This is a genomic window from Rhizobium grahamii, assembly GCF_009498215.1.
Lineage (GTDB): Bacteria > Pseudomonadota > Alphaproteobacteria > Rhizobiales > Rhizobiaceae > Rhizobium > Rhizobium grahamii_A.
In genome coordinates this window covers 3,817,584-3,839,177 of the sequence record NZ_CP043498.1, presented here as the reverse complement: position 1 = coordinate 3,839,177, position 21,594 = coordinate 3,817,584, and the positions used below count along the sequence as shown (strand labels likewise).

The window sequence follows — 21,594 nt, the reverse complement described above, 5'->3', positions numbered from 1 at the left end:
GGCGCTTCAAGAAGCTGCCTGAACCAACTTACATCTTCGGCAGCAACACCTTGTCGATGACGTGAATGACGCCGTTCGACTGCTTGACGTCGGCGATGGTCACATCAGCAGTGCCACCGTTTTCATCGGTGAGCGTGATCTTGCCCATGCTTTCCTTTGCCTTGAGCACACAGCCGCCGACTGTCTTGATGTCGTGCTCGCCGCCGTCGTCCTTGATCATCTTGGCGACGGTCTTCGACATCGCATCCGCCGCGACGACATGGCAGGTCAGGATCTTCGTCAGCTTCGCCTTGTTCTCAGGCTTCAGCAAAGTTTCGACCGTACCCGCCGGCAGTGCGGCAAAGGCTTCGTTGGTTGGAGCAAAGACGGTGAACGGGCCCTTGCCTTCGAGCGTCGACACAAGCCCAGCTGCCTTGACGGCGGCGACCAGCGTCGTGTGATCCTTCGACTTCATCGCGTTCTCGACGATGTTCTTGGTCGGATACATGGCGGCGCCACCAACCATCGGGTTCTTGGCCTGCGCGGCAAAAGCAAATGCGGAAACGGCGGCGGCAAGTGTGACGGCGCGCAATGCGGACTTGAGCATGATTGTTCTCCTCTAGCGTCCGCTGAGCGCGCAAGCCGAATGCCTGCCGCTGCGGACACGAGGATCTACGAGAGCTCTGCCAAAAGAGTTTCAGACAAAATTTACGGCCTGTGCGCCGAGCCGCTTGCGATCACGGGACCCGTCGCCACACCCGACGGCGAGCCGCCAAAGGGCTCTAGACTGACAGCAAGCGTCGTGCCGGCGACGATATTCGCCCGCATGTCGGCGGGTATCACGAGTTCCCCGGCCTGTCCGGGCTCGAAGACGCCAAGCGACTTTGGCGTGCCTTCGGCTGGCACAAGCCAGAGTTCCAGCGATTTCTGCTCGGGTTTGCCCGCCGCGACGGGAACGATCCTGAGCCGGCCACTATCGGCCTCGTAGGATGCCAGAAGATCCATCTGGCTGCCGGGAGCCGTCAGTTCGGCGACCAGCGGCGCACTAGACTTCGTCGGATAAACAGCTGCAAAGGCCAACACCAGCGAGGCGGCCGCAACAACCACGGAGGCCGCAGTCAGGGACCGCCAGAAGACGACCGAGTTCCAGAGGCCGCCGCTCGCAGTTGCAGGCTTCTCGGAAACACCGAAGAGACGCGCCTCGATTTCCTTGAACGTTTCCGGGTTTGGATTGACGACGTCATAATCGTCGTTGAAGGTCGAAAGGTTTGCCTCCCAGCGGCTGACGATGGCGGCAAACTGGCGATCATGGCGCATACGCTCCTCTACGACCCGCCGATCCTTGAAAGAGAGGACTCCAAGCACATACTCGCCTGCGAGCACTTCGTCGCGAGAGCGGCCTCCCTTGCTTTGATCCGACGATGTCATCGTTCCATGCACTCTCTCAGCTTCAACAGGCTGCGTCGCAGCCATGTGCGCATCGTATTCAAAGGCACGCCGAACCGATCGGCCAATTCCTGATAGCTCGATCCTTCGACATAGGCCTCCCGTACCGCCGTCGCTTTGTCAGCTTCCAACTCTTCCATGCAGGTGTCAATCCGCCTTCCTTCATCCCTTATTACTGTCTGCTGCTCGGGACTGGGGTCATCGTCGGCAAGGTCGTAGGCACTGTCCAATTCATCGGCCACCGGCTTGCGGCTTCGCAGCGTATCGATCGACTGGTTCCTCGCAATCGCGGCCAGCCATGGCGATGGCGGGCCTGCGGCAGCGGCAAACCGCGACGCGCGCTGCCAGATCTTGATATAGACCTCCTGCAGCACCTCCTCGGCTTCCAACCTGTCCTTCAAGATACGAAGACAGATCGAAAAGAGTTTCGGACTGGTGCGGCGATAGAGCGCGGCAAAGGCCGCTCTGTCGCCGAGAGCCACGCGGCCTATCAGTTCTGCGATATCCTCGCCTGTCATGCCGCCCTCGTATCTGCCCGCCCTGTTCGGCGGGGCGATCAACCTTCGCCGACATCCGCTCGAATGTCAGCAGATACGGTGAACTTATACGGTCTGGATTATTCCATCTGTCAAAAACTTGCGATAAAAGGCCGCGAACAATTCCACGGGGTATCCCATGAACCAGTCCGAAAGCGAAACCCAGGCACGTCTGCTCGCGCAGGCCCTGCCATTCATGCAGCGTTACGAGAACAAGACGATCGTCGTGAAGTACGGCGGCCACGCGATGGGCAACCCCGAGCTCGGCAAGGCCTTCGCGAGCGATATCGCGCTTCTCAAGCAGTCCGGCGTCAACCCGATCGTCGTTCACGGCGGCGGCCCGCAGATCGGCGCAATGCTGACGAAGATGGGCATCGAATCGAAGTTCGAGGGCGGCTTGCGCGTCACCGACGCGAAGACGGTCGAGATCGTCGAGATGGTTCTCGCCGGCTCGATCAACAAGGAGATCGTCGCGCTCATCAACCAGACGGGCGAATGGGCGATCGGCCTTTGCGGCAAAGATGGCAACATGGTCTTCGCCGAAAAGGCGCAGAAGAAGATCAAGGATCCGGATTCCAATATCGAGCGCGTGCTCGATCTCGGCTTCGTCGGCGAAGTGGTCGAAGTCGACCGCACGCTGCTCGATCTGCTTGCCCGCTCCGAGATGATCCCGGTCATCGCCCCGGTCGCTCCCGGCCGTGATGGCGCGACCTACAACATCAACGCCGACACCTTTGCCGGCGCGATCGCCGGTGCGCTGAACGCGACCCGCCTGCTCTTCCTGACGGATGTTCCCGGTGTCCTCGACAAGCAGGGCAACCTGATAAAGGAACTCTCCGTCGCGCAGGCTCACGCACTGATCGCCGACGGCACGATTTCCGGCGGCATGATCCCGAAGGTCGAGACCTGCATCGATGCGATCAAGGCCGGCGTCCAGGGCGTCGTCATCCTGAACGGCAAGACCGCTCATTCGGTCCTGCTCGAGATCTTCACCGAGCACGGCGCGGGAACGTTGATCGTTCCCTGAGCCTCTGCTGGAACTGCTTTAGCCTGCGGCGGCATAGACCGCTGCGGCTGCCTCTTTCAGCTTCTCCATCATGGCCCGATATGGTCCCGGCCCGTAGCTGACGCGGGAAACGCCGAGCTTTGCCAGCGTCTTCACGTCAGGCGCGCCCGGCCGCATCATGATGTTGACCGGCAGCGGCGACGCGGCGCAGACCTTCTCGATCAGCCCCTCATCGATCAGCCAGGGCGCAAAGAAGCCGTTGGCGCCGGCGGCAGCGTAGGCATTGCCCCGCTCGATCGCTTCCTCAACCAGACCGGCGTGCTTCGAAAGATCGCCTTCACGCAAGAACAGGTCGGTGCGTGCGTTGATGAAGAATGCAATACCTCGACGGTCAGCCATCTCGCGGATGGCGCGAATGCGGGCGGCCTGTTTCTCGACCGGGTGCAGGCCTTCACCGCCAACCACCTGATCCTCGAAATTGATACCGACAGCACCGGCGTCAATCAGCTTTTCGACATTGGCGGCTGCGCCCGCCGGATCGGTGGAATAGGCGCCCTCGAAATCGACGGAAAGCGGGAGGTCGTTGACCGCGGTGATCTGGCGGGTCGTGGCGACCAACGCTTCCATCGGGATCTTCTCGCCATCGCCATAGCCCTGCGCTGCGGCGACCGACCAGCTTCCGGTCGCCAGAGCCTTGGCACCGGCTTCGGTGACGGCCTTTGCCGTTCCTGCGTCCCAGATGTTGTAAAGGACGATCGGATCGCCCTTCTTGTGTAACGTGGCAAACATCCGCGCCTTTTCAACCTGGCTCATCGATTTCCTCCATGACGATTTTGGCCTCAGCCTAATCGGGGCCGCATGGTCTATCAATTCGCCAGCGTGAATGATTGCATTCCCGATTTCAATCGAACCGGCATCGTGGCATAACGACCCCCATGACCAAGATCGATCGCACCCCATCCAAGGCCGACTTCTCGCATGTGACCGAGTGGGTTTTCGACCTCGACAACACGCTCTACCCGCATCACGTCAATCTTTTCGCGCAGATCGACAAGAACATGACGAGCTATGTTTCGACGCTGTTGCAGATGGAGCGGGACGAGGCGCGCAGGCTGCAGAAGCAATATTACCTCGAGCACGGCACGACGCTTCAGGGCCTGATGATTCATCACGGCATCGATCCGAACGACTTCCTCGAGAAGGCGCACGCGATCGACTATTCGAGCCTGACCGCACAGCCGGAACTCGGCGCGGCGATCAAGGCTCTTCCGGGCCGCAAGTTCATCTTCACCAACGGCAGCGTCAAGCACGCGGAGATGGCGGCCGGGGCGCTCGGCATTCTCGAGCATTTCGACGACATTTTCGACATCGTGGCCGCTGATTTCGTGCCGAAGCCGGCGCAGGCGACCTACGACAAGTTCGCGACCCTGAAGCGGATCGAAACCCGCAAGGCGGCGATGTTCGAGGACCTGCCACGCAACCTCAAGGTTCCGAAGGCGCTCGGCATGCAGACTGTTCTGCTGGTGCCGAACAATCTTGAGGAAACGGTTGTCGAATGGTGGGAAAAGACCAGCGGCGAAGACGATCACATCGACTTCGTGACCGACGATCTTACTGATTTCCTTGCGAAGATTACAGGCTAGGTTACAAAAGTTTCATCTAGCTTACAGATGTTTAATTGGGCGAATTGACGCATCTGCCCTACCCTTTTGTTGTGATCCCAAACGTGATTGCACAACGAAAGGAATTGAGATGTCTCGGAACAAGCTGATACTGGCCGCACTCTCCTCCGTGGTGATCCTCGGTGCCGCAGCCGGCAGCAGTTTTGCCGCAGCCGGCGACAAGCACAAGCATCCGCCGAAGCCGCATCACATGAGAATGATGGGCGGCGGACCGTCCATGCCCATGATCCGTGAAGTCGTGTTCGTTCGGATGCTGCAGCAGTTCGACACGAACAAGGACGGCCAGATTACCAAGGACGAGGCAAAAACCGGCATGGAAACAATCTTTGCCGCGATCGACACCAACAACGACGGGTCGCTGACGCCCGGCGAAATCCGCAAGTATCGCGAAGCGCAAATGACGAAGGTCAAGGCATCCGACGATGACATGATGTCGGATGACGGAGCACCCGCCCCACCGCCGGCCGATGCCGACACTGCCCAGCCTGCCCCTCCTCCGGGTGGACCTGAAGGCGGCCCCGGCCGCCATGGCATGCGCGGCGGTGGCATGATGCGCGAAATGATGATGATGCAGCGCATCGATACCGACGAAAACGGCCAGATTTCCAAGCAGGAAGCTGAAGCCGCCTTCGAGAAGTTCTTTACGTGGATGGATCGTAACAAGGACGGCGTGATTTCGATCGCCGACATGCCCGATCGCCCATTCCCGTAAGAAATCACTTACCGAAAGTGACGCCCGCCGCGACCAGCGCGGCGGGCTCTTTTTACTCATGATGCTCGTAGAAGTCCTGGATGATCCTCCAGGCTGCATCGGCCGTATCGACGAAGCTGATGAGATTGACGTCATCGGGCGCGATCGTGCCGAACTCGGCCAGCGCCTCGAAATTGATGATCCTGCGCCAGAATTTTTCCCCGAAGAGAATGAGCGGCATCTTCTCCATGCGGCCCGTCTGGATCAGCGTCAGGCATTCGAAGAACTCATCGAGTGTGCCGAAGCCGCCGGGAAACACGGCAATTGCCTTGGCGCGCACCATGAAGTGCATCTTGCGGATGGCGAAGTAGTGGAAGTTGAAGCTGAGCTCCGGCGTAACATAGACGTTCGGCGCCTGCTCGTGCGGCAGCACGATGTTGAGGCCGATCGACGGCGCGCCTTCATCGGCGGCACCGCGATTACCGGCTTCCATGACGCCTGGCCCGCCGCCGGTAACGACGACATACTCATGGAAGTCGAAACCGGCCGAGTATTTCGAGCAGAGCCGCGCGAACTTGCGGGCCTCGTCGTAATAGACGGACGCCGCTTCCAGATTGGCGCGCTGCGTCTCGTTTCGCGCAGCCCAGGCGCTCTGGCCGGGTGCGGGGATACGGGCGCCGCCGAACATGACGACTGTTGATTTGATGCCGCGTTCCGTCAGCAGCATTTCCGGTTTCATCAATTCAAGCTGCAGGCGGATCGGGCGCAGCTCTTCGCGGCAGAGGAAATCCTCGTCGGCGTAGGCAAGGCGATAGGCCGGCGACAGCGTCTGCGGCGTCTTCGGAACCGCCTCGGCGCGCTGCCTGTCGGTCGCGCTCGTCTTCAACGGGTCCCAGACGCCATCCTTGCGCCTCAACCTGCCGTTTCTTCCCTTTGCCATGTCGAGATGCCTTTCAGTACCGCCGGCAGCCTTTGCCGGTATGTCGTTTCATGCCGTTGATCGGGAGAGTGATCCTGTCCCGAAAAATCATTCCATTTTACCCGTGCATGCGATAGAGCAGATCGCACCCCGCCTATCACAATTCCCGGAGGCTTCGGTCTCCACGATAAAGATCGAAGTTTAAGGAATTCCCATGAGCGCCACCGACCTTACCTCCCTCGAAAAGACCATCGAAGCCGCCTTCGACAACCGCGACAACGTGAACATCTCCACTAAGGGCGAAGTTCGCGATGCCGTTGAAGCAGCGCTCGAACTTCTCGACGGTGGCAAGGCGCGCGTTGCCGAGCGCGGCAGCGACGGCGCATGGAAGGTCAATCAGTGGCTGAAGAAAGCGGTCCTGCTTTCCTTCCGCCTCAACGACATGGAAGTCGTCAAGGGCGGCTCGGGCAACTCGACCTGGTGGGACAAGGTGCCGTCAAAGTTCGAGAACTGGGGTGAGAGCGAGTACCGCTCCGCGGGCTTCCGCGCCGTTCCGAACTGCGTCGTCCGCCGCTCGGCTTACATCGCCAAGAACGTCGTGCTGATGCCCTCCTTCGTCAACCTCGGCGCTTTCGTCGACGAGGGCACGATGGTCGACACCTGGGCGACGGTCGGCTCCTGCGCGCAGATCGGCAAGCATGTGCATCTCTCCGGCGGCGTCGGCATCGGCGGCGTGCTTGAGCCGATGCAGGCCGGCCCGACGATCATCGAAGACAACTGCTTCATCGGCGCCCGCTCGGAAGTCGTTGAAGGCTGCATCATCCGCGAGGGCTCGGTGCTGGGCATGGGCGTCTACATCGGCAAGTCGACCAAGATCGTCAACCGCGCCACCGGCGAAGTCTTCTACGGCGAAGTACCGCCTTACTCGGTCGTCGTCGCCGGCTCCATGCCGTCGGGCAATGCCACCATGCCGAACGGTCTTGCCGCGCCGCATCTCTACTGCGCCGTAATCGTCAAGACGGTCGACGAGAAGACCCGCTCGAAGACCGGCATCAACGAACTGTTGCGCGATTAATTCCTTCTCCGCCGCGCCACGCCTCATGACGGGCGCGGCGGTGATGACAGCCGGGGATCGATCCGGTAGAAAACGGCATCCCTTCGGTTCGGCGACCTGCATCGCCTTGCCATTTCTTTGCCATTCCCGCTGGATAATTCCACGCCCATGACCGCTATCGATCCCGTTGCAAATCTGCAGACCCTTATCCGCTGCCCGTCCGTAACCCCTGCCGAAGGCGGCGCGCTCTCGGCGCTCGACGCCATGCTTGCTCCGCTTGGCTTCAGGGTGGACAAGGTCAAGGCGACGGAAGCGGGCACGCCCGATATCGAAAATCTCTACGCCCGTCTCGGCAGTGACGGTCCGCACCTGATGTTTGCGGGCCATACGGACGTGGTCCCGGTTGGCGACGAGGGCGCGTGGACGCATCCTCCCTTTGCAGCCGAGATCGCTGATGGCGAGCTGTTCGGCCGCGGTGCCGTCGACATGAAGGGCGGGATCGCCTGCTTCGTGGCAGCCGTCGCCCGCCATATCGAGAAGCACGGCGCTCCGAAGGGCTCGATCTCCTTCCTGATTACTGGCGACGAAGAAGGTCCGGCGATCAACGGCACGATCAAGCTGCTGCAATGGGCTGCCGAACAGGGCGAACGCTGGGATGCCTGCCTCGTCGGCGAGCCGACCAATCCCGACAAGCTCGGCGACATGATCAAGATCGGCCGCCGCGGTTCCCTTTCCGGCAAGATCACCGTCTACGGCGTTCAGGGCCACGCCGCGTACCCGCATCTCGCCGACAACGCCGTGCGCGGCATCCTGCAGCTGACACAGGCGCTAATGCATCCGCCGTTCGACGCCGGAACCGAGAATTTCCAGCCGTCGAACCTCGAAGTGACGACTGTCGACGTCGGCAACCCCGCGACGAACGTTGTCCCCGCCAAGGCGACGGCAAGCTTCAACATCCGCTTCAACGACACCTGGACTGCCGACAGCCTGCAGCAGGAGATCCTGCGCCGTCTTGATGCCGCCGCCGCTGACGGCGTGCTGCGCCCCGGTCGCGCACCGCTGAAGTACGATATCGTCTGGGCCGAGCGCCCCAGCCACGTCTTCCTGACGCGCAACAATGCGCTGATCGCCTCGCTTTCCTCCGCAGTCGAGAGCGTCACCGGCCAGTCGCCGAAGCTTTCGACCACGGGCGGCACCTCCGATGCCCGCTTCATCAAGGATTATTGCCCGGTCGTGGAGTTCGGCCTTGTTGGCCAGACGATGCACATGGTCGACGAACGGGTCGCGGTTGCCGATCTCGAGCAGTTGGCGGCGATTTACGAGACCTTCATCGAGCGCTGGTTCGCGAATGCCGGGCTTTAGAGAGGTTCAGTATTATCTGGCGGGGCTGTGGCTGCTGATCCGGATGGATCCGCGCGGCTTTCGCTTTCTCGATGTGTCCGAGCGCGGCGTCAATCGATCCTTCTGGGCAATTTTCTGGTGCCTGCCGCCGATGGGCATCTCGTGGCTCTGGTGGCGCCAGGCATTCCTGCAGACGATGCCGCCTCATACCGACGTCGGAATGATCTTCTATTTCCGCCTCGGGCTGGTCGAGGTCGCGAACTGGTTCGTGCCACTGGTGCTGGCCGGGCTTCTGTTGCTTGCCTTCCACAAGGGCGAGCGTTTCGCGCCTGTCGTCGTCAGCGTCAACTGGCTCGGCGTACCGCTCTCCTACATCAACGGCCTGCTGCTGGCCGTGGTGTTTTTCGCGCCGGGGCTTATCGGCCTGGTATCGCTGCTGCTGCTCGTCTTCATGCTCGCGCAGATCTTCGCTATCGCTCGCATCCTGCGCATGATCTTCTACGGCAACGGCCTGCTTGTCGGCGCGATGACGCTGGTGCTTCTGGTGCCGACGCTGCTGCTTTCGGAATATCTCCAGCGCTTTCTCGGCGTCTATCCTGTCTGATCCCTATTTGGGGGAAACCACTTCGCCGTCTTCCTTGGTGAACGTGCCTATGGACGCATTGGACAGAATTTCCAGCACGGTTTCAGAGGGGCGGCACAAGCGCACGCCCTTCTCCGTCACGACGATCGGTCTGTTGATGAGGATCGGGTGCGCCAGCATCGCATCAAGCAACTGCTCGTCGCTGAGCTTGGCATCGTCGAGCCCGAGTTCGGCGTAGGGTGTCCCCTTCTCGCGCAGCAGCGCCCGAACCGAACCGCCCATGGCGGCCACCAACTGCATCAGGGTTTCGCGGCTCGGCGGCGTCTTCAGATATTCGATGACCTCAGGCTCTTCGCCCGACTGACGGATCATCGCCAATGTATTGCGGGACGTGCCGCACGCCGGGTTATGATAGATCGTCGTCGTCATTGCCTGCCTCCATGGGCTTTCGCCGGTCCACGATGATCGCCGGATAATCCACCTGCATGAAATAAAGACCATCCGGCGGCGCGACCGGGCCACAGGCCTTGCGGTCGCGGGCATCCAATGCGGCGCGAACATCCTCGGGGGTCCACTTGCCCTCACCTGCAAGCTTCAGCGTTCCTGCAAAGGAGCGGATCTGATTGTGCAGGAAACTTTGTGCGGTTGCACGAATTTCGATGAGTTCGCCGCTCCGCGTGACGTCTAGTCGATCAAGCGTGCGTATCGGGCTGTTCGCCTGGCAATGCGCCGAGCGGAAGGTCGAGAAATCATGCTTGCCGACAAGCGTCTGAGCTGCAGCGTGCATGGCCTCGTGATCGAGCGCCTTCGGAACCCACCACGCCTTGCCGGCCTCGATCGCAAGCGGCGCGCGCCGCGTGATGATGCGATAGAGATAGTGGCGGCGTTCAGCAGAGAAGCGCGCGTCGAAAAATTCATTCGCGGCAAGCACCTCAAGGATCGCGACGCGTTCGCCGGCAAGCTTCAGATGGGCGTTGAGGGCGTTCTGCAGCTTGAACGGCGCCCATTCCCGGGCGAGGTCGGCATGGATCACCTGCCCCATGGCATGAACGCCGGAATCGGTGCGGCCAGCGCCACGGATCGAGACCGTTTCGCCGCTGGCGGAAAAGATTGCCTTTTCGATCGCGCCCTGGACGGAGGGGCCGTTGTCCTGGCGCTGCCAACCGACATAGGGTGCACCGTCATACTCGACGATCATTCGGTAGCGATGCATCAGGCGAGCCTCGTGCCGGCTGCAAGTGGCGTGCCGCGGAGGAAGTCGGCAGCGGCAAGCGGCTTGCCACCGGCCTTCTGCAGTTTCGTCAGCCTGACAGCACCGGAAGCGCAGGCAACGACGAGATCGTTGCTGATCAGTTCGCCTGCCGGCCCGGAGCCTTCCGCCAGTTCGGAGCCGAGCACCTTGACGCGCTCCGGCTTGCCGCCGATCTCGACTTCGAACCAGGCACCCGGAAACGGCGCCAGACCACGAATGTGATTGTGAACATCGGGCGCATTCTTCGAAAAGTCGATCCGAGTCTCGCCCTTGTCGAGCTTGGCGGCGTAGAGCACGCCATCGGTCGCTTGCGGCGTCAGCGGCAGATCGCCCATCTCAAGCTTCACCATTGCTGCGGCCATCGCCTTTGCGCCCGCATGCATCAACCTGTCGTGCAACTCGCCGCCGGTCATGTTCGGCCCGATCTCGACTTCGCTGGTGAGAGCGACCGGGCCGGTATCGAGGCCCTTGTCCATCTTCATCACCATCATGCCGGTCTTTTCGTCGCCTGCCATGATCGCGCGCTGGATTGGCGCTGCACCCCGCCAACGCGGCAGCAGCGATGCGTGGCCATTGTAGCAGCCGTAGCGCGTGCCGTTCAGGATGGCTTCGGGGAGCAGCAACCCATATGCGACAACGACGGCAACGTCGGCCTGCAATGCGATGAAGTGGTCGCGCTCCGCCTGTTCCTTGAAGTTAACAGGAGTGAAGACAGGAATGCCGAGCAGTTCCGCCGCCTGATGCACCGGCGACTTCTGCAGGTCCAGTCCGCGGCGTCCGCCGGGTCGCGGCGGTTGCGTATAGACGGCCGCGACGGTGTGGCCGGCATCGACCAGGCTGCGCAATGTCGGGACCGAAAACTCCGGCGTCCCCATGAAAACGATACGTAGAGACATTTTTCCCGCCTGTCCTTAGGATCCGCCGTCTTTCAACGGGCTTGCCAGTTGGAGATCGGTAGCCGCCAATGCCATTTGCGTGCACCGCCATGCTGACGTGGCAATGATAGCGCCCGATGATCTGACGTCACCGGCGCCAAGATGGCTCAGATCGCCTTGGCTTTCGCAGCCTTGGTGAACTTCTTGATCACCATCTCGCGTTTCAGCCTCGAGATATGGTCAATGAAGAGTACGCCGTTCAAGTGGTCGATCTCGTGCTGCAGGCAGGTCGCCAACAATCCGTCGGCATCGATCAGCTGCTCTTTTCCATCACGGTCGAGATACTTGACGCCGATCGTCGCCGGGCGTTCGACTTCCGCGTAATAGTCGGGGATCGAAAGGCAGCCTTCCTCGTAGACGGAACGCTCATCGGACGATTTGACGACTTCGGGATTGATGAAGACGAGCGGTTGCTTCTCCTCACCCTCACGCGAGACGTCGATTACCAGCATGCGGCGCGGAACGCCGATCTGAATGGCGGCAAGGCCGATGCCCGGTGCATCGTACATCGTCTCGAGCATATCGTCGGCGAGACGCTGAAGGTCACTGTCGACACGTTCGATAGGCTTGGAAACCTGGCGCAGCAGCGGATCGGGAAGAATGATAAGTGGCTTGATGGTCATGGCCGTTCCCATAACGCATCTTTCCGCCCGATGGAATTATCCGAAAGGCGACGGCCGCGCTTTTTTGCGCGGCCGTCGGGAATTTCATTGGCTTTACGTTACGCGGCGCGGCGGGAAGCCATCGGCATGGCGCGCTCCGGGGCGCCGGTGCGGAAGCGCTGCAGCAGGCCCACAAGGCTGTCGACCTCGCTGCGCAGGCGGCGGGTCTCCTCGGATGTGCGCTCCACCATGCCGGAGTTCTGCTGGGTGATCGTATCCATGTTGCGAATGGCGACGCTGACTTCATTGACGCCGGTTGCCTGATCGCGCGCGGCGGCCGCGATGTCGGCCACAAAGCGGTTGATGATGTCGATACGGTTGATCATGTCGCTCAGCGCTTCGCCCGTGCTGCTGACGATATCGACGCCTTCGTTGACCTGAGACGAGCTCTGCGAAATCAGGTTCTTGATTTCCTTTGCCGCGTCGGCGGTCCGCTGCGCGAGTTGGCGAACTTCCTGCGCAACGACAGCGAAGCCCTTGCCCGCATCGCCTGCGCGGGCCGCCTCGACGCCGGCATTCAAGGCCAGCAGGTTGGTCTGGAAGGCGATTTCATCGATGACGCCGATGATCTTTGAAATCTCGGTCGAGGACTTCTCGATCTCGGCCATCGCCGATACGGCGCTGGTGACGAGCTCGCCGGAGTTTTTCGCCTTCTGCTGTGTTTCACGCACGGCTGCCGAAGCCTTCTCGGCATTGGCGGCCGTCTGGCCGACGCTGACCGAGAGCTGCTGCAGCGCGGCCGAGCTTTCCTCGACGCCTGCGGCCTGCTGCGCGGTGCGCAGCGCCAGGTCGTCCGAGCCCTTGGCGATGACGTCGGTGCCCTGAAGAATTTCCCCGGAGGTTGCGCGTACCGATGCAAAGGACGTGCGCAAGGCCGCTACGGCGCGATTATAGTCGTCCGCCATTTCCTTGAAGCTGCCCGGCAGATCGGACGGCAGGGTTGCCTCGAGGTCGCCGTTGGAAAGCGCCTCCAATCCGCGACGAAGGTGGCTGAGCGCCAGCGCCTGGTCGGCTTCGGCCTTCGCGCGCTCCTCCTCAAGCTGCTTGCGCTTCTCGTCGAGCGTATCGAGATAAACGGAGATCGAGTAGTCCATGTCCAGCATGGCTGCCTTCACGACAGCCGCAAGCTTTTCGGCGAGTACCTTGCCCTGCTGGCGTGCAAAACGTGACGGCCACTGCTTATCCATGAGGCCCTTGATGAGGTCGCTCATCAGCAACGCGTAACCACCGATGTACCAGCGGGGCTCAAGGCCGATGCGTGCGTGCGTCCGGCCGACAGCGGTGACGCCATTGACATAGGACTCATCGAAATTGCCGCCCGCCAGATTGGCCCAGTGGGCTTCCTGGCGTTTCTTGGCGTGGTTCATATGGTTCTTGTCGGAGAAGAACTTCGCAACCGCAGGCGTCTTGCCGAGCTTGCCGTAGAATTTGTCGAGAGCTGCACCAAGCAGCTCCGAAATGGCAGGACGCATTTCGCGCAGTGCCATCCGTGCGTCATCGTCCAGCTCGATGAAGTCAAGGCGTTGCTTGAGCGCATTGTCGGACGGCTGACTGGTCATGATGTCTCTGCTTTGTGATTGATGCCGAAGGAAAAATTGAAGCCGAGCATTTGCCGAATATAGTTGAGCAATGGTTAAATCGAGATCCTATTTGTCTGCTAGTGGCTCAAATATGCGCCACCCAGCCGACAACACCGCCCTGTGAGTTGTTCACGTTTTGATCTAGAAAATGCGCACGGGTTTGCTATGGTGCCCTCATGAACCCAAGCGCCGACTCACTTTCCTTCGCCTTTTCCAAGCTCAACCCAGCTATCCTCGCCCTCGGTGGCGGAGCGATTGCAGCACTGATCGTCCTGATGATCGTGCTTCTCGTGCGCAGCGGCCAATTGCGGCGGGAACAGGCGGACGACGCGGCCATGAGGGCGACGGAAGCCGATGCCCGGATGGCAGAGCTTCTGAAAATTCAGGCGGAAATGCATGGGCGCATGTCGACGATGGCCGAGGTTTTCGGCTCGCGGCAGGCGGAACTCAACCAGGCGATAAACCAGCGTCTCGACGGCATGTCGCAGCGCGTCAGCACGACCATTTCCGAGCAGACGAAGTCCACGCACGAGAACCTTCAAAGATTGCAGGAGCGCCTGGCCGTCATCGATGCCGCTCAAAGCAACATCCAGACGCTTGCCAAGGACGTTGTTGGTCTGCAGGCGATCCTTTCCAACAAGCAGACGCGTGGCGCCTTCGGGCAATCGCGGATGGAAACGATCGTTGCCGACGGCCTTCCGATGGGTGCTTACACCTTCCAGCACACGCTCTCCAACGGCTCGCGGCCGGACTGCACGATCCGCATGCCGAACGGCGCGCCGCCACTGGTTATCGACGCGAAATTTCCGCTGGAAGCATGGAATGCCATCCGCGATGCGGGCGGACCTGATGGCGCGAAGGTCGCCTCGCAGCAATTCCGCCGCGACATGGAGACGCATATCCGGGACATCTCGGAGAAATATCTGATCCAGGGAGAGACCCAGGATACGGCTTTCATGTTCGTGCCATCGGAATCGATCTTTGCCGAGATACACGAGAATTTCGAGCCGATCGTGCAGAAGGCGCATCGGGCGCGGGTCGTCATCGTCTCCCCGTCCCTCCTGATGCTGTCGATCCAGGTCATTCAGGCGGTCCTGAAGGATCAGCGCATGCGCGCCCAGGCACACGTCATCCAGGGCGAAGTCGTCAGCCTGATGGACGACCTTGGGCGCCTTGATGACCGCGTCCGGAAGCTGCAGAGCCATTTTTCCATGGCGCAGAAGGATGTCGACATGATCCTGACCTCCGCGGACAAGCTGAACAAGCGCGGCGCGAAGATAGAGGCGCTGGAATTCGAAGGCGACGCTCCGGCGCAACGGGCGAAGGAAAGCGATACTTCACAGAAGTCGGTCGACAGCCGGACCGGCTTGCTGAAGCTCAGAGTAGTTGACGACGAGTGAGCCATTCGGGCAGTGTCGCGCCCGAAGAAGATATCGGACGGGCACATCTCATGATCACAGTTTTCGGCTCCATCAACATGGACCTCATCGCCACCACCGACAGGCTGCCGAAGCCGGGCGAGACCGTCGCCGGCAATGGCTTTTCCACCGCCGCAGGCGGCAAGGGCGCCAACCAGGCACTGGCAGCGCGTCGAGCGGGCCGCGTTGTGCTGATGGCCGGCGCTGTTGGTCGCGATAACTTTGCGGAGCCCGCTTTGGAACTCCTGAAGGACGCCGGAGCGACGCTTGACGGCGTAAAGCATGTGGAGCAGCCGACCGGAACCGCCCTTATCCTTGTCGGCGGCGATGGCGAGAACATGATTGCGGTCGTACCAGGTGCCAACGGCACAGTCACGGCGAAGGACGCCGATGCCGCTGTCGATGCGATGCAGAAGGGCGATACTCTCATGCTCCAGCTGGAAGTCCCTGTTCCAGCCGTCGAGCAGGCGCTCGCCCGCGCAAAATCGAAGGGCATCACGACAGTCCTCAACCTTGCACCATTGATCGCCGACGCACCGCGCCTCGGGCGCCTTGCCGATATCGTCATCGCCAACGAGACGGAATTCGAACGGTTGGCCGGACAGGACGGCATGAACGCCGGTGAACGCGAGGCAGCGCTGAAACGGCTGAACGGCGAGACCGGCCAGACGCTGATCGTCACGCTCGGCGCCGATGGCGTGATCGCCATACGCGACGGCCATCTGTTCAAGGCCAAGGGTCTGAAGATCGAGCCGGTGGACACTGTGGGCGCGGGCGACACCTTCTGTGGCTATTTCGCCGCCAGCCTGGACGAGGGGCTCGATTTCGAGACTGCTCTTCGGCGCGCAGCCGTTGCCGGTTCGCTCGCCTGCCTGAAGCAGGGCGCACAGCCTTCCATCCCCCTGAGCGACGACGTCGCAAAGGAACTATAGCGCCGTCGCCGCCGCGACATTTCGCTGCGCGGACGATCTCGGCCCATGGAATTTGATGGCATTTCATTCAAATTTAATAGATTTCTGGCGATGTTTCGGGTGATCGCCAGACCTTCCTCAAAGGATCGGGCATTCCTTACGGCTGCTCCATGAAGGGGCGGGCTTCCGTCTCTGCGTCGGTGAATGCACCGGCCGACGCATCCTTCCCCCGAGGAAACCATGTTCATTTTTCGCATGAAGTCGCTTGCGGCTAAGCTTATCCTCATCACTGGCATTTCGATTGCACTCGTTCTTCTCGTTTCCAACTTTTTCCTGATCGGTGAGACGCGCAGCCGCGTTCAGACACTGACGATGGACCAAGCAAACCTCGAGGCGAAGTCGATCGCCAACGAAGTCGCCTCTTCCGTCGGCGAACTCGCCGGCGCCGCTCGCTCGATGGCCGGCACGATCAGCCGAGGCCACGAAGGCAAGTATCTCGACCGCAAGTCGGTCGTCGACATGCTGAAGGCCAACGTCGAACGCAACCAGTTCGCATTCGGCAGCTGGTTTGCCGAGGAACCGAACGGCTTCGACGGCCAGTCGCCGACGATGGCCGGCAAGGTCGATTTCGGTTCGGCCAAGGATGGCACGTTCAACCCATACTGGACGAAGAAGAAGGACGGTGGCTTCACCTTCTCGACCTTCGATTCCGACTACAAGGCCGAATGGTACTCCCTCGCCGCGCAGAGCAAGAAGGGCGCGCTTTCGCCGCCTTACGCCGAGACGACGACCGGTGAAAACACGGCGATGACCTCGATCGCTTATCCCGTCATGTCCGGCGGGAAGCTGGTCGGCGTCAGTGGCGTCGACATCTCGCTGAAGTCGCTGCGCGACAAGCTCTCGACACTGCACCCCTTCGGCACCGGCCGCGTCACCCTGCTGTCCCAGACGGGCAAGTGGATCGTCGCGCCGAAGGCCGACCTCTCGATGAAGGACTACGACGGCGAAGGCCTCGCTTCGATCAAGAGCGCGCTGAACTCGCTGCAGCCTGCCGTCGTCAAGGATCTCACCTTCGATGGCTTTGAACCCTTCGATCGCGTCGTCTATCCCTTCGCACTGCCGGACGTGAACGCCAGCTGGGTGATCCTCGTCGATGTACCACACAGCGCCATCAACGCTCCGGTTCAGGACCAGACCTTCATGATGGTCGTGGCAGGCATCCTCGTTCTCGCCGCCGTCATGGTCGCTCTCTACCTCGCGGTCCGCTCCCTGGTTCAGCTGCCGCTCGGCGGCCTTGTCTCCAGCGTGCGTGCTCTGAGCGACGGACGCTACGAGCAGCCGGTGAAAGGTCAGGATCGTGCCGACGAAATCGGCTCGGTCGCCAAGGCCCTGGAAGGCTTCCGCTTCGCGCTTGCCAACACGCAGCGCCTCGAGGCCGAAGCCAACAACCAGCGCGACGCGGCGGAAGCCGAACGCGGTCGCTCGGAATCCGAGCGTCAGCAGTCGGTAAACCTACAGCGCCACATCGTTTCGATTGTCGGCGCGGGCTTGTCCGAGCTGTCGCAGGGCAATCTCAGCCACCGTATCAGCGAGGAGTTCCCCGGCGAGTACGGGAAACTGAAGCAGGACTTCAACGCGGCTCTCGCAAGCCTTGAGGAAACGATCAACACGATGAACATGAGCGTCGTGAACATCGGATCCGGCACCAGCGAAATCAGCGGCAGCGCCTCGGATCTCGCCAAGCGCACCGAGCAGCAGGCTGCAAGCCTGGAAGAGACTGCAGCAGCCCTCAACGAGCTGACCGCGCAGGTCAACTCCAGCGCCGAAAACGCACGGACTGCCGCCGATAACGTCAACCATGCCTGTGAAGATGCCGAAAAGTCCGGTGAAGTGGTTCGAAAGGCCATCTCCTCCATGCACGGCATCGAGCAGTCCTCCACCGAGGTCTCGCGCATCATCGGCGTCATCGACGATATCGCGTTCCAGACCAACCTTCTCGCTCTCAACGCGGGCGTCGAGGCTGCGCGTGCAGGCGAAGCGGGCAAGGGCTTTGCGGTTGTCGCGCAGGAAGTTCGTGAACTTGCGCAGCGTTCCGCGAATGCCGCCAAGGAGATCAAGACGCTGATCAACACATCTGCATCGCAGGTGAAGGAAGGCGTGGATCTCGTCGGTCGCGCAGGCGATACGCTGCACAAGATCTCCGAGCAGGTCATGGGCATCAACAGCCTGATCCGTCAGATTTCCGCCTCCGCCAGCGAACAGGCGATCGGCCTCAAGGAAATCAACCAGGCCATGAACCAGATGGACCAGGTGACACAGCAGAACGCGGCGATGGTCGAAGAGACCACCGCAGCCAGCGTGACCCTGAACGACGAAGCTCAGACACTAAAGCAGCTGGTCATGCGCTTCCGCGTCGCCGGCTCCAGCAACGGTGCGGCTTTGCGCTCCACCGCCCAGCAGATGCGGGCACCGTCCGTCTCGGCGCCGAGCTACCAGCGGGCAGTTGCACCGGCACCCCGTCGCGCGGCCGTCGCTCAAACGCACGGCAACGCAGCGCTTGCACAGGACAACTGGGAAGAATTCTGATCCCAGTCGCCACCCAATAAAGAAAAGAGGCGCCCGATCGCTCGGGCGCCTCTTTTCTTTTAAATCTGCCTGTTATCAGGCGGCGTTCGACGTCTGCTCTTCGTTCAGGAAGGCGTAGATCGCCGATGCGGAATCCGTAGCGCGCAGCTTGGCGACCAGATCATGATCGCGCAGTACGCGCGCGATGCGCGACAGCGCCTTCAGGTGATCCGCGCCGGCGCCTTCCGGCGCCAAGAGCAGGAACACCAGATCGACAGGCTGGTCATCCAGAGCCTCAAAATCGACCGGCTGATCGAGTCGCGCAAAAATCCCGACGATGGAATGGATGCTTGCCAGTTTGCCGTGAGGGATAGCAATGCCGTTGCCCACTCCGGTCGAGCCAAGCCGCTCGCGCTGCAGGACAACGTCGAAAATCTCGCGCTCGGAAAGCCCGGTCACCTTAGATGCCTTGGCCGCCAATTCCTGGAGAAGCTGCTTCTTGGAATTTACTTTGAGTGCGGGAATGATCGCATTTTGTTGCAGCAGATCTGCCAATGCCATTTCTTCTTCCTTTTGCGCCGAGAACCGGGGGAGCGGCAGGCTATCTGCCGCCCCTCGCCTCAATCTCAGCCTTTGATGTTGGCTGCGTCTATCCAGCCAATGTTGCCGTCGTGCCGACGGTAAACGATGTTAAGTTGGTCCTTGCCGGGGCTGCGGAACAGCAGCAGCGGCTCATCCGTCATGTCGAGCGCCATCACGGCGGTCGCAACGGACATGGTCTTCAATTGCTTCGTGCTTTCCGCCACGATGGCTGGCGCAAAGTCGTCGGGAACCTCATCCTCGTGATCCGGCACGGCGTCCATCACGGTGTAGGCAACCTCTGCAAAACCATTCGAATGGTTGCCCGCATGGTGATCCTTGAGTTTCCTCTTGTACCGGCGAAGCCGCTTCTCGATTCTTGAGAAAGCAGCGTCAAACGCCGGCTGCGGATCCATTGCTTCTCCGGCGGCATGCAGAACGACACCGCTATCGAGGTGAAGCTTGCAATCTGCGGAAAAGCGGACGTTCGATTTCTCGACGATTACCTGGCCAGAATACCCTCCGTCGAAGTATTTCGTGACGGCTACATCTATTTGGTCTTCGATCCGCTGACGGAAGGAGTCACCAATTTCCATATGTTTACCGGCTACACGCACACTCATGGAGTTTCCCTTCTTATGGTGGTTTGCGAGTACCAGTTTACGCCAAGGCTCATCCTCATCCAAGCACTTCACGCGATCCCGAGCAAGATCGGCCGAAGTTCTCGGCTATACGCGCCCTGAGGATGATGGGGATAACCTCTAACGCTGCCGACAGCGTCGATCGCGGCGGCTTCTATCCAGAAGTTACCAAAAAGTCAACAAGAGCTCAATTTACACAGGAGTACGCGCACAAAACGCAATGCCGGACCCTCAGAAACCGGCGACCTTTGCCAAGGCCCGCTTCTCCCGCCGACGCTGGACGGATGAAGCAATATTCATGGCTTCACGATACTTCGCTACCGTACGGCGAGCAAGCTCGATGCCGCTCTTCTTCAGGATATCCACGATATCATCGTCGGAGAGAACCGCATCCGGGCTTTCCTGCATGATCAGCAGCCGGATCTTGTGACGAACAGCTTCGGCGGAATGGCTGTCTCCGCCTTCCACGGCACCGATCGAAACCGTGAAGAAGTATTTGAGTTCGAACAACCCGCGCGGCGTCAGCATGTACTTGTTCGACGTTACCCGGCTGACGGTGGACTCATGCATCTTGATCGCGTCGGCGACCGTCTTCAGATTGAGCGGACGGAGATAATCGACGCCATGAAGCAGGAAAGCGTCCTGCTGCCGGACGATCTCACTTGCCACCTTCATGATGGTCTTCGCCCGCTGGTCCAGGCTGCGCGTCAGCCAGTTGGCGCTCTGCAGGCACTCGGAGAGGAAGGCATGATCCTCGCCGTTCTTGGTCACATTGGCAAAATAGGACTGATTGACAAGAACACGGGGCAACGTATCCGGATTGAGCTCCACCAGCCAGCCGCCGGTCGAATCCGCCCTGACGACGACGTCGGGCATGATCGCCTCGGATACACCCGCCTCGAAGCCGCTGCCGGGCTTCGGGTTGAGCTGGCGGATCTCTGTCAGCATGTCGAGGAGATCCTCCTCGTCGACGCCGCAGAGCCGCTTCAGCGTCGCAAAGTCGCGCCGTGCAAGCAGCTCGAGGTTGCCGACAAAGGCTTGCATCGCGGGGTCGAAGCGATCCTTCTGGCGTAGCTGTATCGCAAGGCACTCCGCGAGGTTGCGAGCAAAGACGCCCGGCGGATCGAGCGTCTGAAGGGCTGCGAGCACGCGTTCCATGTCTGAGGCATCACATCCGAGGCGCTCGGCTGCTTCCTTCAGGTCTCCCTGGAGATAGCCCGCCTCATCGAGCTGATCGACGAGATGCTGGGCAATCAGCCTATCGCTCATCTCGGGCAAAACGAAAGGCAACTGCTGGCCGAGATAATCTCGAAGGGACACCTGGCCGGCGACGAAATCATCGAGGTCGTAGGATTCGGCGGCATCGCCTGCCCCCGGCATCGACTTCCACTGGCTGATAAGTTCCGGCGCATCGGCCCGTTGCGGCGCCGCGTCGTCCTGGAAGACATTGCTGTAGTTTGCATCGAGCTCGTCGCTCATGCGGCTGGCGCCGGCGCCATCGGCCCGATCGGACCAGTCATCTGAAAGAACTTCGGCCCGGCGATCATACTCTTCATCGCCGCCCGGCTCTTCGGTACCGCGAGAGAAGGCATCGTCCTCGATCCGATCGCTGCCCGTTTCCGCGTCATTTGACGGAAACTCGAGCAATGGGTTCTTTTCGACCTCCTGCGCGATGAACTGGTTCAGCTCGAAATGCGTCATCTGCAGCAGCTGGATCGACTGCATCAGCTGCGGCGTCATGACCAGGGACTGGCTTTGGCGCAGGAAAAGGTTGGCCGAAAGTGCCATAGCGGACGCGAAACTCCCGTTCATTT

Annotated in this window: 22 protein-coding genes; 9 read left to right on the top strand and 13 right to left on the bottom strand. The window is 60.8% G+C overall.

Translation table 11 applies throughout. The annotated features are described in order from the left end of the window. Positions 1-28: 28 nt before the first annotated feature. The 3 genes from FZ934_RS18525 to FZ934_RS18515 form a co-directional block, all read right to left on the bottom strand. Positions 29-586, bottom strand: coding sequence for a fasciclin domain-containing protein (locus FZ934_RS18525; RefSeq protein WP_153272266.1), 558 nt, complete (start codon positions 584-586; stop codon positions 29-31). Between the two features lie 101 nt (positions 587-687). Continuing rightward, complete coding sequence (locus FZ934_RS18520) at positions 688-1,407, bottom strand: anti-sigma factor (protein ID WP_153272494.1); 720 nt, start codon at positions 1,405-1,407, stop codon at positions 688-690. Further along, entirely contained in the window at positions 1,404-1,943 is a 540-nt protein-coding gene (locus FZ934_RS18515; protein WP_153272265.1) for a sigma-70 family RNA polymerase sigma factor, read from the bottom strand. Before FZ934_RS18515 ends, FZ934_RS18520 begins: the two co-directional genes overlap by 4 nt. 157 nt (positions 1,944-2,100) lie before the next feature. On the opposite strand from FZ934_RS18515, the gene argB reads away from it, so the two are divergent. Continuing rightward, on the top strand, positions 2,101-2,988 hold the full coding sequence (gene argB, locus FZ934_RS18510; RefSeq protein ID WP_056816975.1) for an acetylglutamate kinase: 888 nt from the start codon (positions 2,101-2,103) through the stop codon (positions 2,986-2,988). An 18-nt stretch (positions 2,989-3,006) separates the two neighbouring features. Here the strand turns inward: argB and FZ934_RS18505 are convergent, their stop codons facing one another. Continuing rightward, on the bottom strand, positions 3,007-3,780 hold the full coding sequence (locus FZ934_RS18505; protein ID WP_153272264.1) for an isocitrate lyase/PEP mutase family protein: 774 nt from the start codon (positions 3,778-3,780) through the stop codon (positions 3,007-3,009). 122 nt (positions 3,781-3,902) lie between these two features. On the opposite strand from FZ934_RS18505, the gene FZ934_RS18500 reads away from it, so the two are divergent. Both FZ934_RS18500 and FZ934_RS18495 read left to right on the top strand, forming a co-directional pair. After that, positions 3,903-4,610: a pyrimidine 5'-nucleotidase gene (locus FZ934_RS18500; protein ID WP_153272263.1), complete on the top strand. Its 708-nt coding sequence runs from the start codon at positions 3,903-3,905 to the stop codon at positions 4,608-4,610. 109 nt (positions 4,611-4,719) lie between these two features. Beyond that, the gene (locus FZ934_RS18495; protein ID WP_153272262.1) at positions 4,720-5,361 is read left to right on the top strand and encodes an EF-hand domain-containing protein; all 642 of its coding nucleotides are present in this window, start codon (positions 4,720-4,722) and stop codon (positions 5,359-5,361) included. A gap of 52 nt (positions 5,362-5,413) precedes the next feature. Here the strand turns inward: FZ934_RS18495 and FZ934_RS18490 are convergent, their stop codons facing one another. After that, complete coding sequence (locus FZ934_RS18490; protein ID WP_153272261.1) at positions 5,414-6,280, bottom strand: LOG family protein; 867 nt, start codon at positions 6,278-6,280, stop codon at positions 5,414-5,416. A gap of 193 nt (positions 6,281-6,473) precedes the next feature. Here FZ934_RS18490 and dapD point away from each other — a divergent pair, with 193 nt between their 5' ends. The 3 genes from dapD (at position 6,474) to FZ934_RS18475 (ending at position 9,258) form a co-directional block, all read left to right on the top strand. Next, on the top strand, positions 6,474-7,334 hold the full coding sequence (gene dapD / locus FZ934_RS18485; RefSeq protein WP_153272260.1) for a 2,3,4,5-tetrahydropyridine-2,6-dicarboxylate N-succinyltransferase: 861 nt from the start codon (positions 6,474-6,476) through the stop codon (positions 7,332-7,334). 147 nt (positions 7,335-7,481) lie between these two features. Then, complete coding sequence (dapE, locus tag FZ934_RS18480) at positions 7,482-8,675, top strand: succinyl-diaminopimelate desuccinylase (RefSeq protein WP_153272259.1); 1,194 nt, start codon at positions 7,482-7,484, stop codon at positions 8,673-8,675. Then, positions 8,662-9,258 carry a hypothetical protein gene (locus FZ934_RS18475; protein ID WP_153272258.1) on the top strand — a complete coding sequence of 199 codons (597 nt, stop codon included), beginning with the start codon at positions 8,662-8,664 and terminating at the stop codon, positions 9,256-9,258. The genes dapE and FZ934_RS18475 overlap by 14 nt, the downstream gene beginning before the upstream one ends. 3 nt (positions 9,259-9,261) lie before the next feature. Here FZ934_RS18475 and arsC read toward each other — a convergent pair whose 3' ends face one another. The 5 genes from arsC to FZ934_RS18450 all read right to left on the bottom strand — a co-directional run bounded on the left by arsC (position 9,262) and on the right by FZ934_RS18450 (position 13,645). After that, a complete protein-coding gene (arsC, locus tag FZ934_RS18470; RefSeq protein WP_153272257.1) occupies positions 9,262-9,666 on the bottom strand; it encodes an arsenate reductase (glutaredoxin) in 405 nt (134 codons plus the stop codon). Further along, positions 9,644-10,450, bottom strand: coding sequence for a tRNA pseudouridine(38-40) synthase TruA (truA, locus tag FZ934_RS18465; RefSeq protein ID WP_153272256.1), 807 nt, complete (start codon positions 10,448-10,450; stop codon positions 9,644-9,646). The genes arsC and truA overlap by 23 nt, the downstream gene beginning before the upstream one ends. Continuing rightward, positions 10,450-11,385: a methionyl-tRNA formyltransferase gene (fmt, locus tag FZ934_RS18460; RefSeq protein ID WP_153272255.1), complete on the bottom strand. Its 936-nt coding sequence runs from the start codon at positions 11,383-11,385 to the stop codon at positions 10,450-10,452. Before fmt ends, truA begins: the two co-directional genes overlap by 1 nt. Positions 11,386-11,531: 146 nt before the next feature. Then, a complete protein-coding gene (gene def, locus FZ934_RS18455) occupies positions 11,532-12,047 on the bottom strand; it encodes a peptide deformylase (RefSeq protein ID WP_153272254.1) in 516 nt (171 codons plus the stop codon). A gap of 98 nt (positions 12,048-12,145) precedes the next feature. Beyond that, positions 12,146-13,645 (bottom strand): globin-coupled sensor protein, encoded by a 1,500-nt coding sequence (locus tag FZ934_RS18450; RefSeq protein ID WP_153272253.1) that lies wholly within the window; start codon positions 13,643-13,645, stop codon positions 12,146-12,148. Between the two features lie 197 nt (positions 13,646-13,842). Between FZ934_RS18450 and FZ934_RS18445 the strand changes: the two genes are divergently transcribed. From FZ934_RS18445 to FZ934_RS18435, 3 genes are all read left to right on the top strand, one after another. After that, complete coding sequence (locus tag FZ934_RS18445; RefSeq protein WP_153272252.1) at positions 13,843-15,066, top strand: DNA recombination protein RmuC; 1,224 nt, start codon at positions 13,843-13,845, stop codon at positions 15,064-15,066. A gap of 50 nt (positions 15,067-15,116) precedes the next feature. Then, positions 15,117-16,016 carry a ribokinase gene (locus FZ934_RS18440; protein ID WP_153272251.1) on the top strand — a complete coding sequence of 300 codons (900 nt, stop codon included), beginning with the start codon at positions 15,117-15,119 and terminating at the stop codon, positions 16,014-16,016. A 219-nt stretch (positions 16,017-16,235) separates the two neighbouring features. After that, positions 16,236-18,581, top strand: a complete 2,346-nt coding sequence (locus tag FZ934_RS18435) for a methyl-accepting chemotaxis protein (RefSeq protein ID WP_153272250.1) — start codon at positions 16,236-16,238, stop codon at positions 18,579-18,581. Positions 18,582-18,656: 75 nt separating this feature from the next. Here the strand turns inward: FZ934_RS18435 and ptsN are convergent, their stop codons facing one another. From ptsN to rpoN, 3 genes are all read right to left on the bottom strand, one after another. After that, the gene (gene ptsN / locus FZ934_RS18430; RefSeq protein WP_056816923.1) at positions 18,657-19,121 is read right to left on the bottom strand and encodes a PTS IIA-like nitrogen regulatory protein PtsN; all 465 of its coding nucleotides are present in this window, start codon (positions 19,119-19,121) and stop codon (positions 18,657-18,659) included. Between the two features lie 65 nt (positions 19,122-19,186). Beyond that, positions 19,187-19,762, bottom strand: a complete 576-nt coding sequence (gene hpf / locus FZ934_RS18425) for a ribosome hibernation-promoting factor, HPF/YfiA family (RefSeq protein ID WP_153272493.1) — start codon at positions 19,760-19,762, stop codon at positions 19,187-19,189. Between the two features lie 249 nt (positions 19,763-20,011). Then, a complete protein-coding gene (rpoN, locus tag FZ934_RS18420) occupies positions 20,012-21,568 on the bottom strand; it encodes an RNA polymerase factor sigma-54 (protein ID WP_153272492.1) in 1,557 nt (518 codons plus the stop codon). Positions 21,569-21,594: the final 26 nt, after the last annotated feature.

What these genes read in the sequence shown, in the direction of transcription:
- FZ934_RS18525 (WP_153272266.1), bottom strand. Translation starts at nt 586, where the DNA reads ATGCTCAAGTCCGCATTGCGCGCCGTCACACTTGCCGCCGCCGTTTCC.
- FZ934_RS18520 (WP_153272494.1), bottom strand. Translation starts at nt 1,407, where the DNA reads ATGACATCGTCGGATCAAAGCAAGGGAGGCCGCTCTCGCGACGAAGTG.
- FZ934_RS18515 (WP_153272265.1), bottom strand. Translation starts at nt 1,943, where the DNA reads ATGACAGGCGAGGATATCGCAGAACTGATAGGCCGCGTGGCTCTCGGC.
- argB (WP_056816975.1), top strand. Translation starts at nt 2,101, where the DNA reads ATGAACCAGTCCGAAAGCGAAACCCAGGCACGTCTGCTCGCGCAGGCC.
- FZ934_RS18505 (WP_153272264.1), bottom strand. Translation starts at nt 3,780, where the DNA reads ATGAGCCAGGTTGAAAAGGCGCGGATGTTTGCCACGTTACACAAGAAG.
- FZ934_RS18500 (WP_153272263.1), top strand. Translation starts at nt 3,903, where the DNA reads ATGACCAAGATCGATCGCACCCCATCCAAGGCCGACTTCTCGCATGTG.
- FZ934_RS18495 (WP_153272262.1), top strand. Translation starts at nt 4,720, where the DNA reads ATGTCTCGGAACAAGCTGATACTGGCCGCACTCTCCTCCGTGGTGATC.
- FZ934_RS18490 (WP_153272261.1), bottom strand. Translation starts at nt 6,280, where the DNA reads ATGGCAAAGGGAAGAAACGGCAGGTTGAGGCGCAAGGATGGCGTCTGG.
- dapD (WP_153272260.1), top strand. Translation starts at nt 6,474, where the DNA reads ATGAGCGCCACCGACCTTACCTCCCTCGAAAAGACCATCGAAGCCGCC.
- dapE (WP_153272259.1), top strand. Translation starts at nt 7,482, where the DNA reads ATGACCGCTATCGATCCCGTTGCAAATCTGCAGACCCTTATCCGCTGC.
- FZ934_RS18475 (WP_153272258.1), top strand. Translation starts at nt 8,662, where the DNA reads ATGCCGGGCTTTAGAGAGGTTCAGTATTATCTGGCGGGGCTGTGGCTG.
- arsC (WP_153272257.1), bottom strand. Translation starts at nt 9,666, where the DNA reads ATGACGACGACGATCTATCATAACCCGGCGTGCGGCACGTCCCGCAAT.
- truA (WP_153272256.1), bottom strand. Translation starts at nt 10,450, where the DNA reads ATGCATCGCTACCGAATGATCGTCGAGTATGACGGTGCACCCTATGTC.
- fmt (WP_153272255.1), bottom strand. Translation starts at nt 11,385, where the DNA reads ATGTCTCTACGTATCGTTTTCATGGGGACGCCGGAGTTTTCGGTCCCG.
- def (WP_153272254.1), bottom strand. Translation starts at nt 12,047, where the DNA reads ATGACCATCAAGCCACTTATCATTCTTCCCGATCCGCTGCTGCGCCAG.
- FZ934_RS18450 (WP_153272253.1), bottom strand. Translation starts at nt 13,645, where the DNA reads ATGACCAGTCAGCCGTCCGACAATGCGCTCAAGCAACGCCTTGACTTC.
- FZ934_RS18445 (WP_153272252.1), top strand. Translation starts at nt 13,843, where the DNA reads ATGAACCCAAGCGCCGACTCACTTTCCTTCGCCTTTTCCAAGCTCAAC.
- FZ934_RS18440 (WP_153272251.1), top strand. Translation starts at nt 15,117, where the DNA reads ATGATCACAGTTTTCGGCTCCATCAACATGGACCTCATCGCCACCACC.
- FZ934_RS18435 (WP_153272250.1), top strand. Translation starts at nt 16,236, where the DNA reads ATGTTCATTTTTCGCATGAAGTCGCTTGCGGCTAAGCTTATCCTCATC.
- ptsN (WP_056816923.1), bottom strand. Translation starts at nt 19,121, where the DNA reads ATGGCATTGGCAGATCTGCTGCAACAAAATGCGATCATTCCCGCACTC.
- hpf (WP_153272493.1), bottom strand. Translation starts at nt 19,762, where the DNA reads ATGAGTGTGCGTGTAGCCGGTAAACATATGGAAATTGGTGACTCCTTC.
- rpoN (WP_153272492.1), bottom strand. Translation starts at nt 21,568, where the DNA reads ATGGCACTTTCGGCCAACCTTTTCCTGCGCCAAAGCCAGTCCCTGGTC.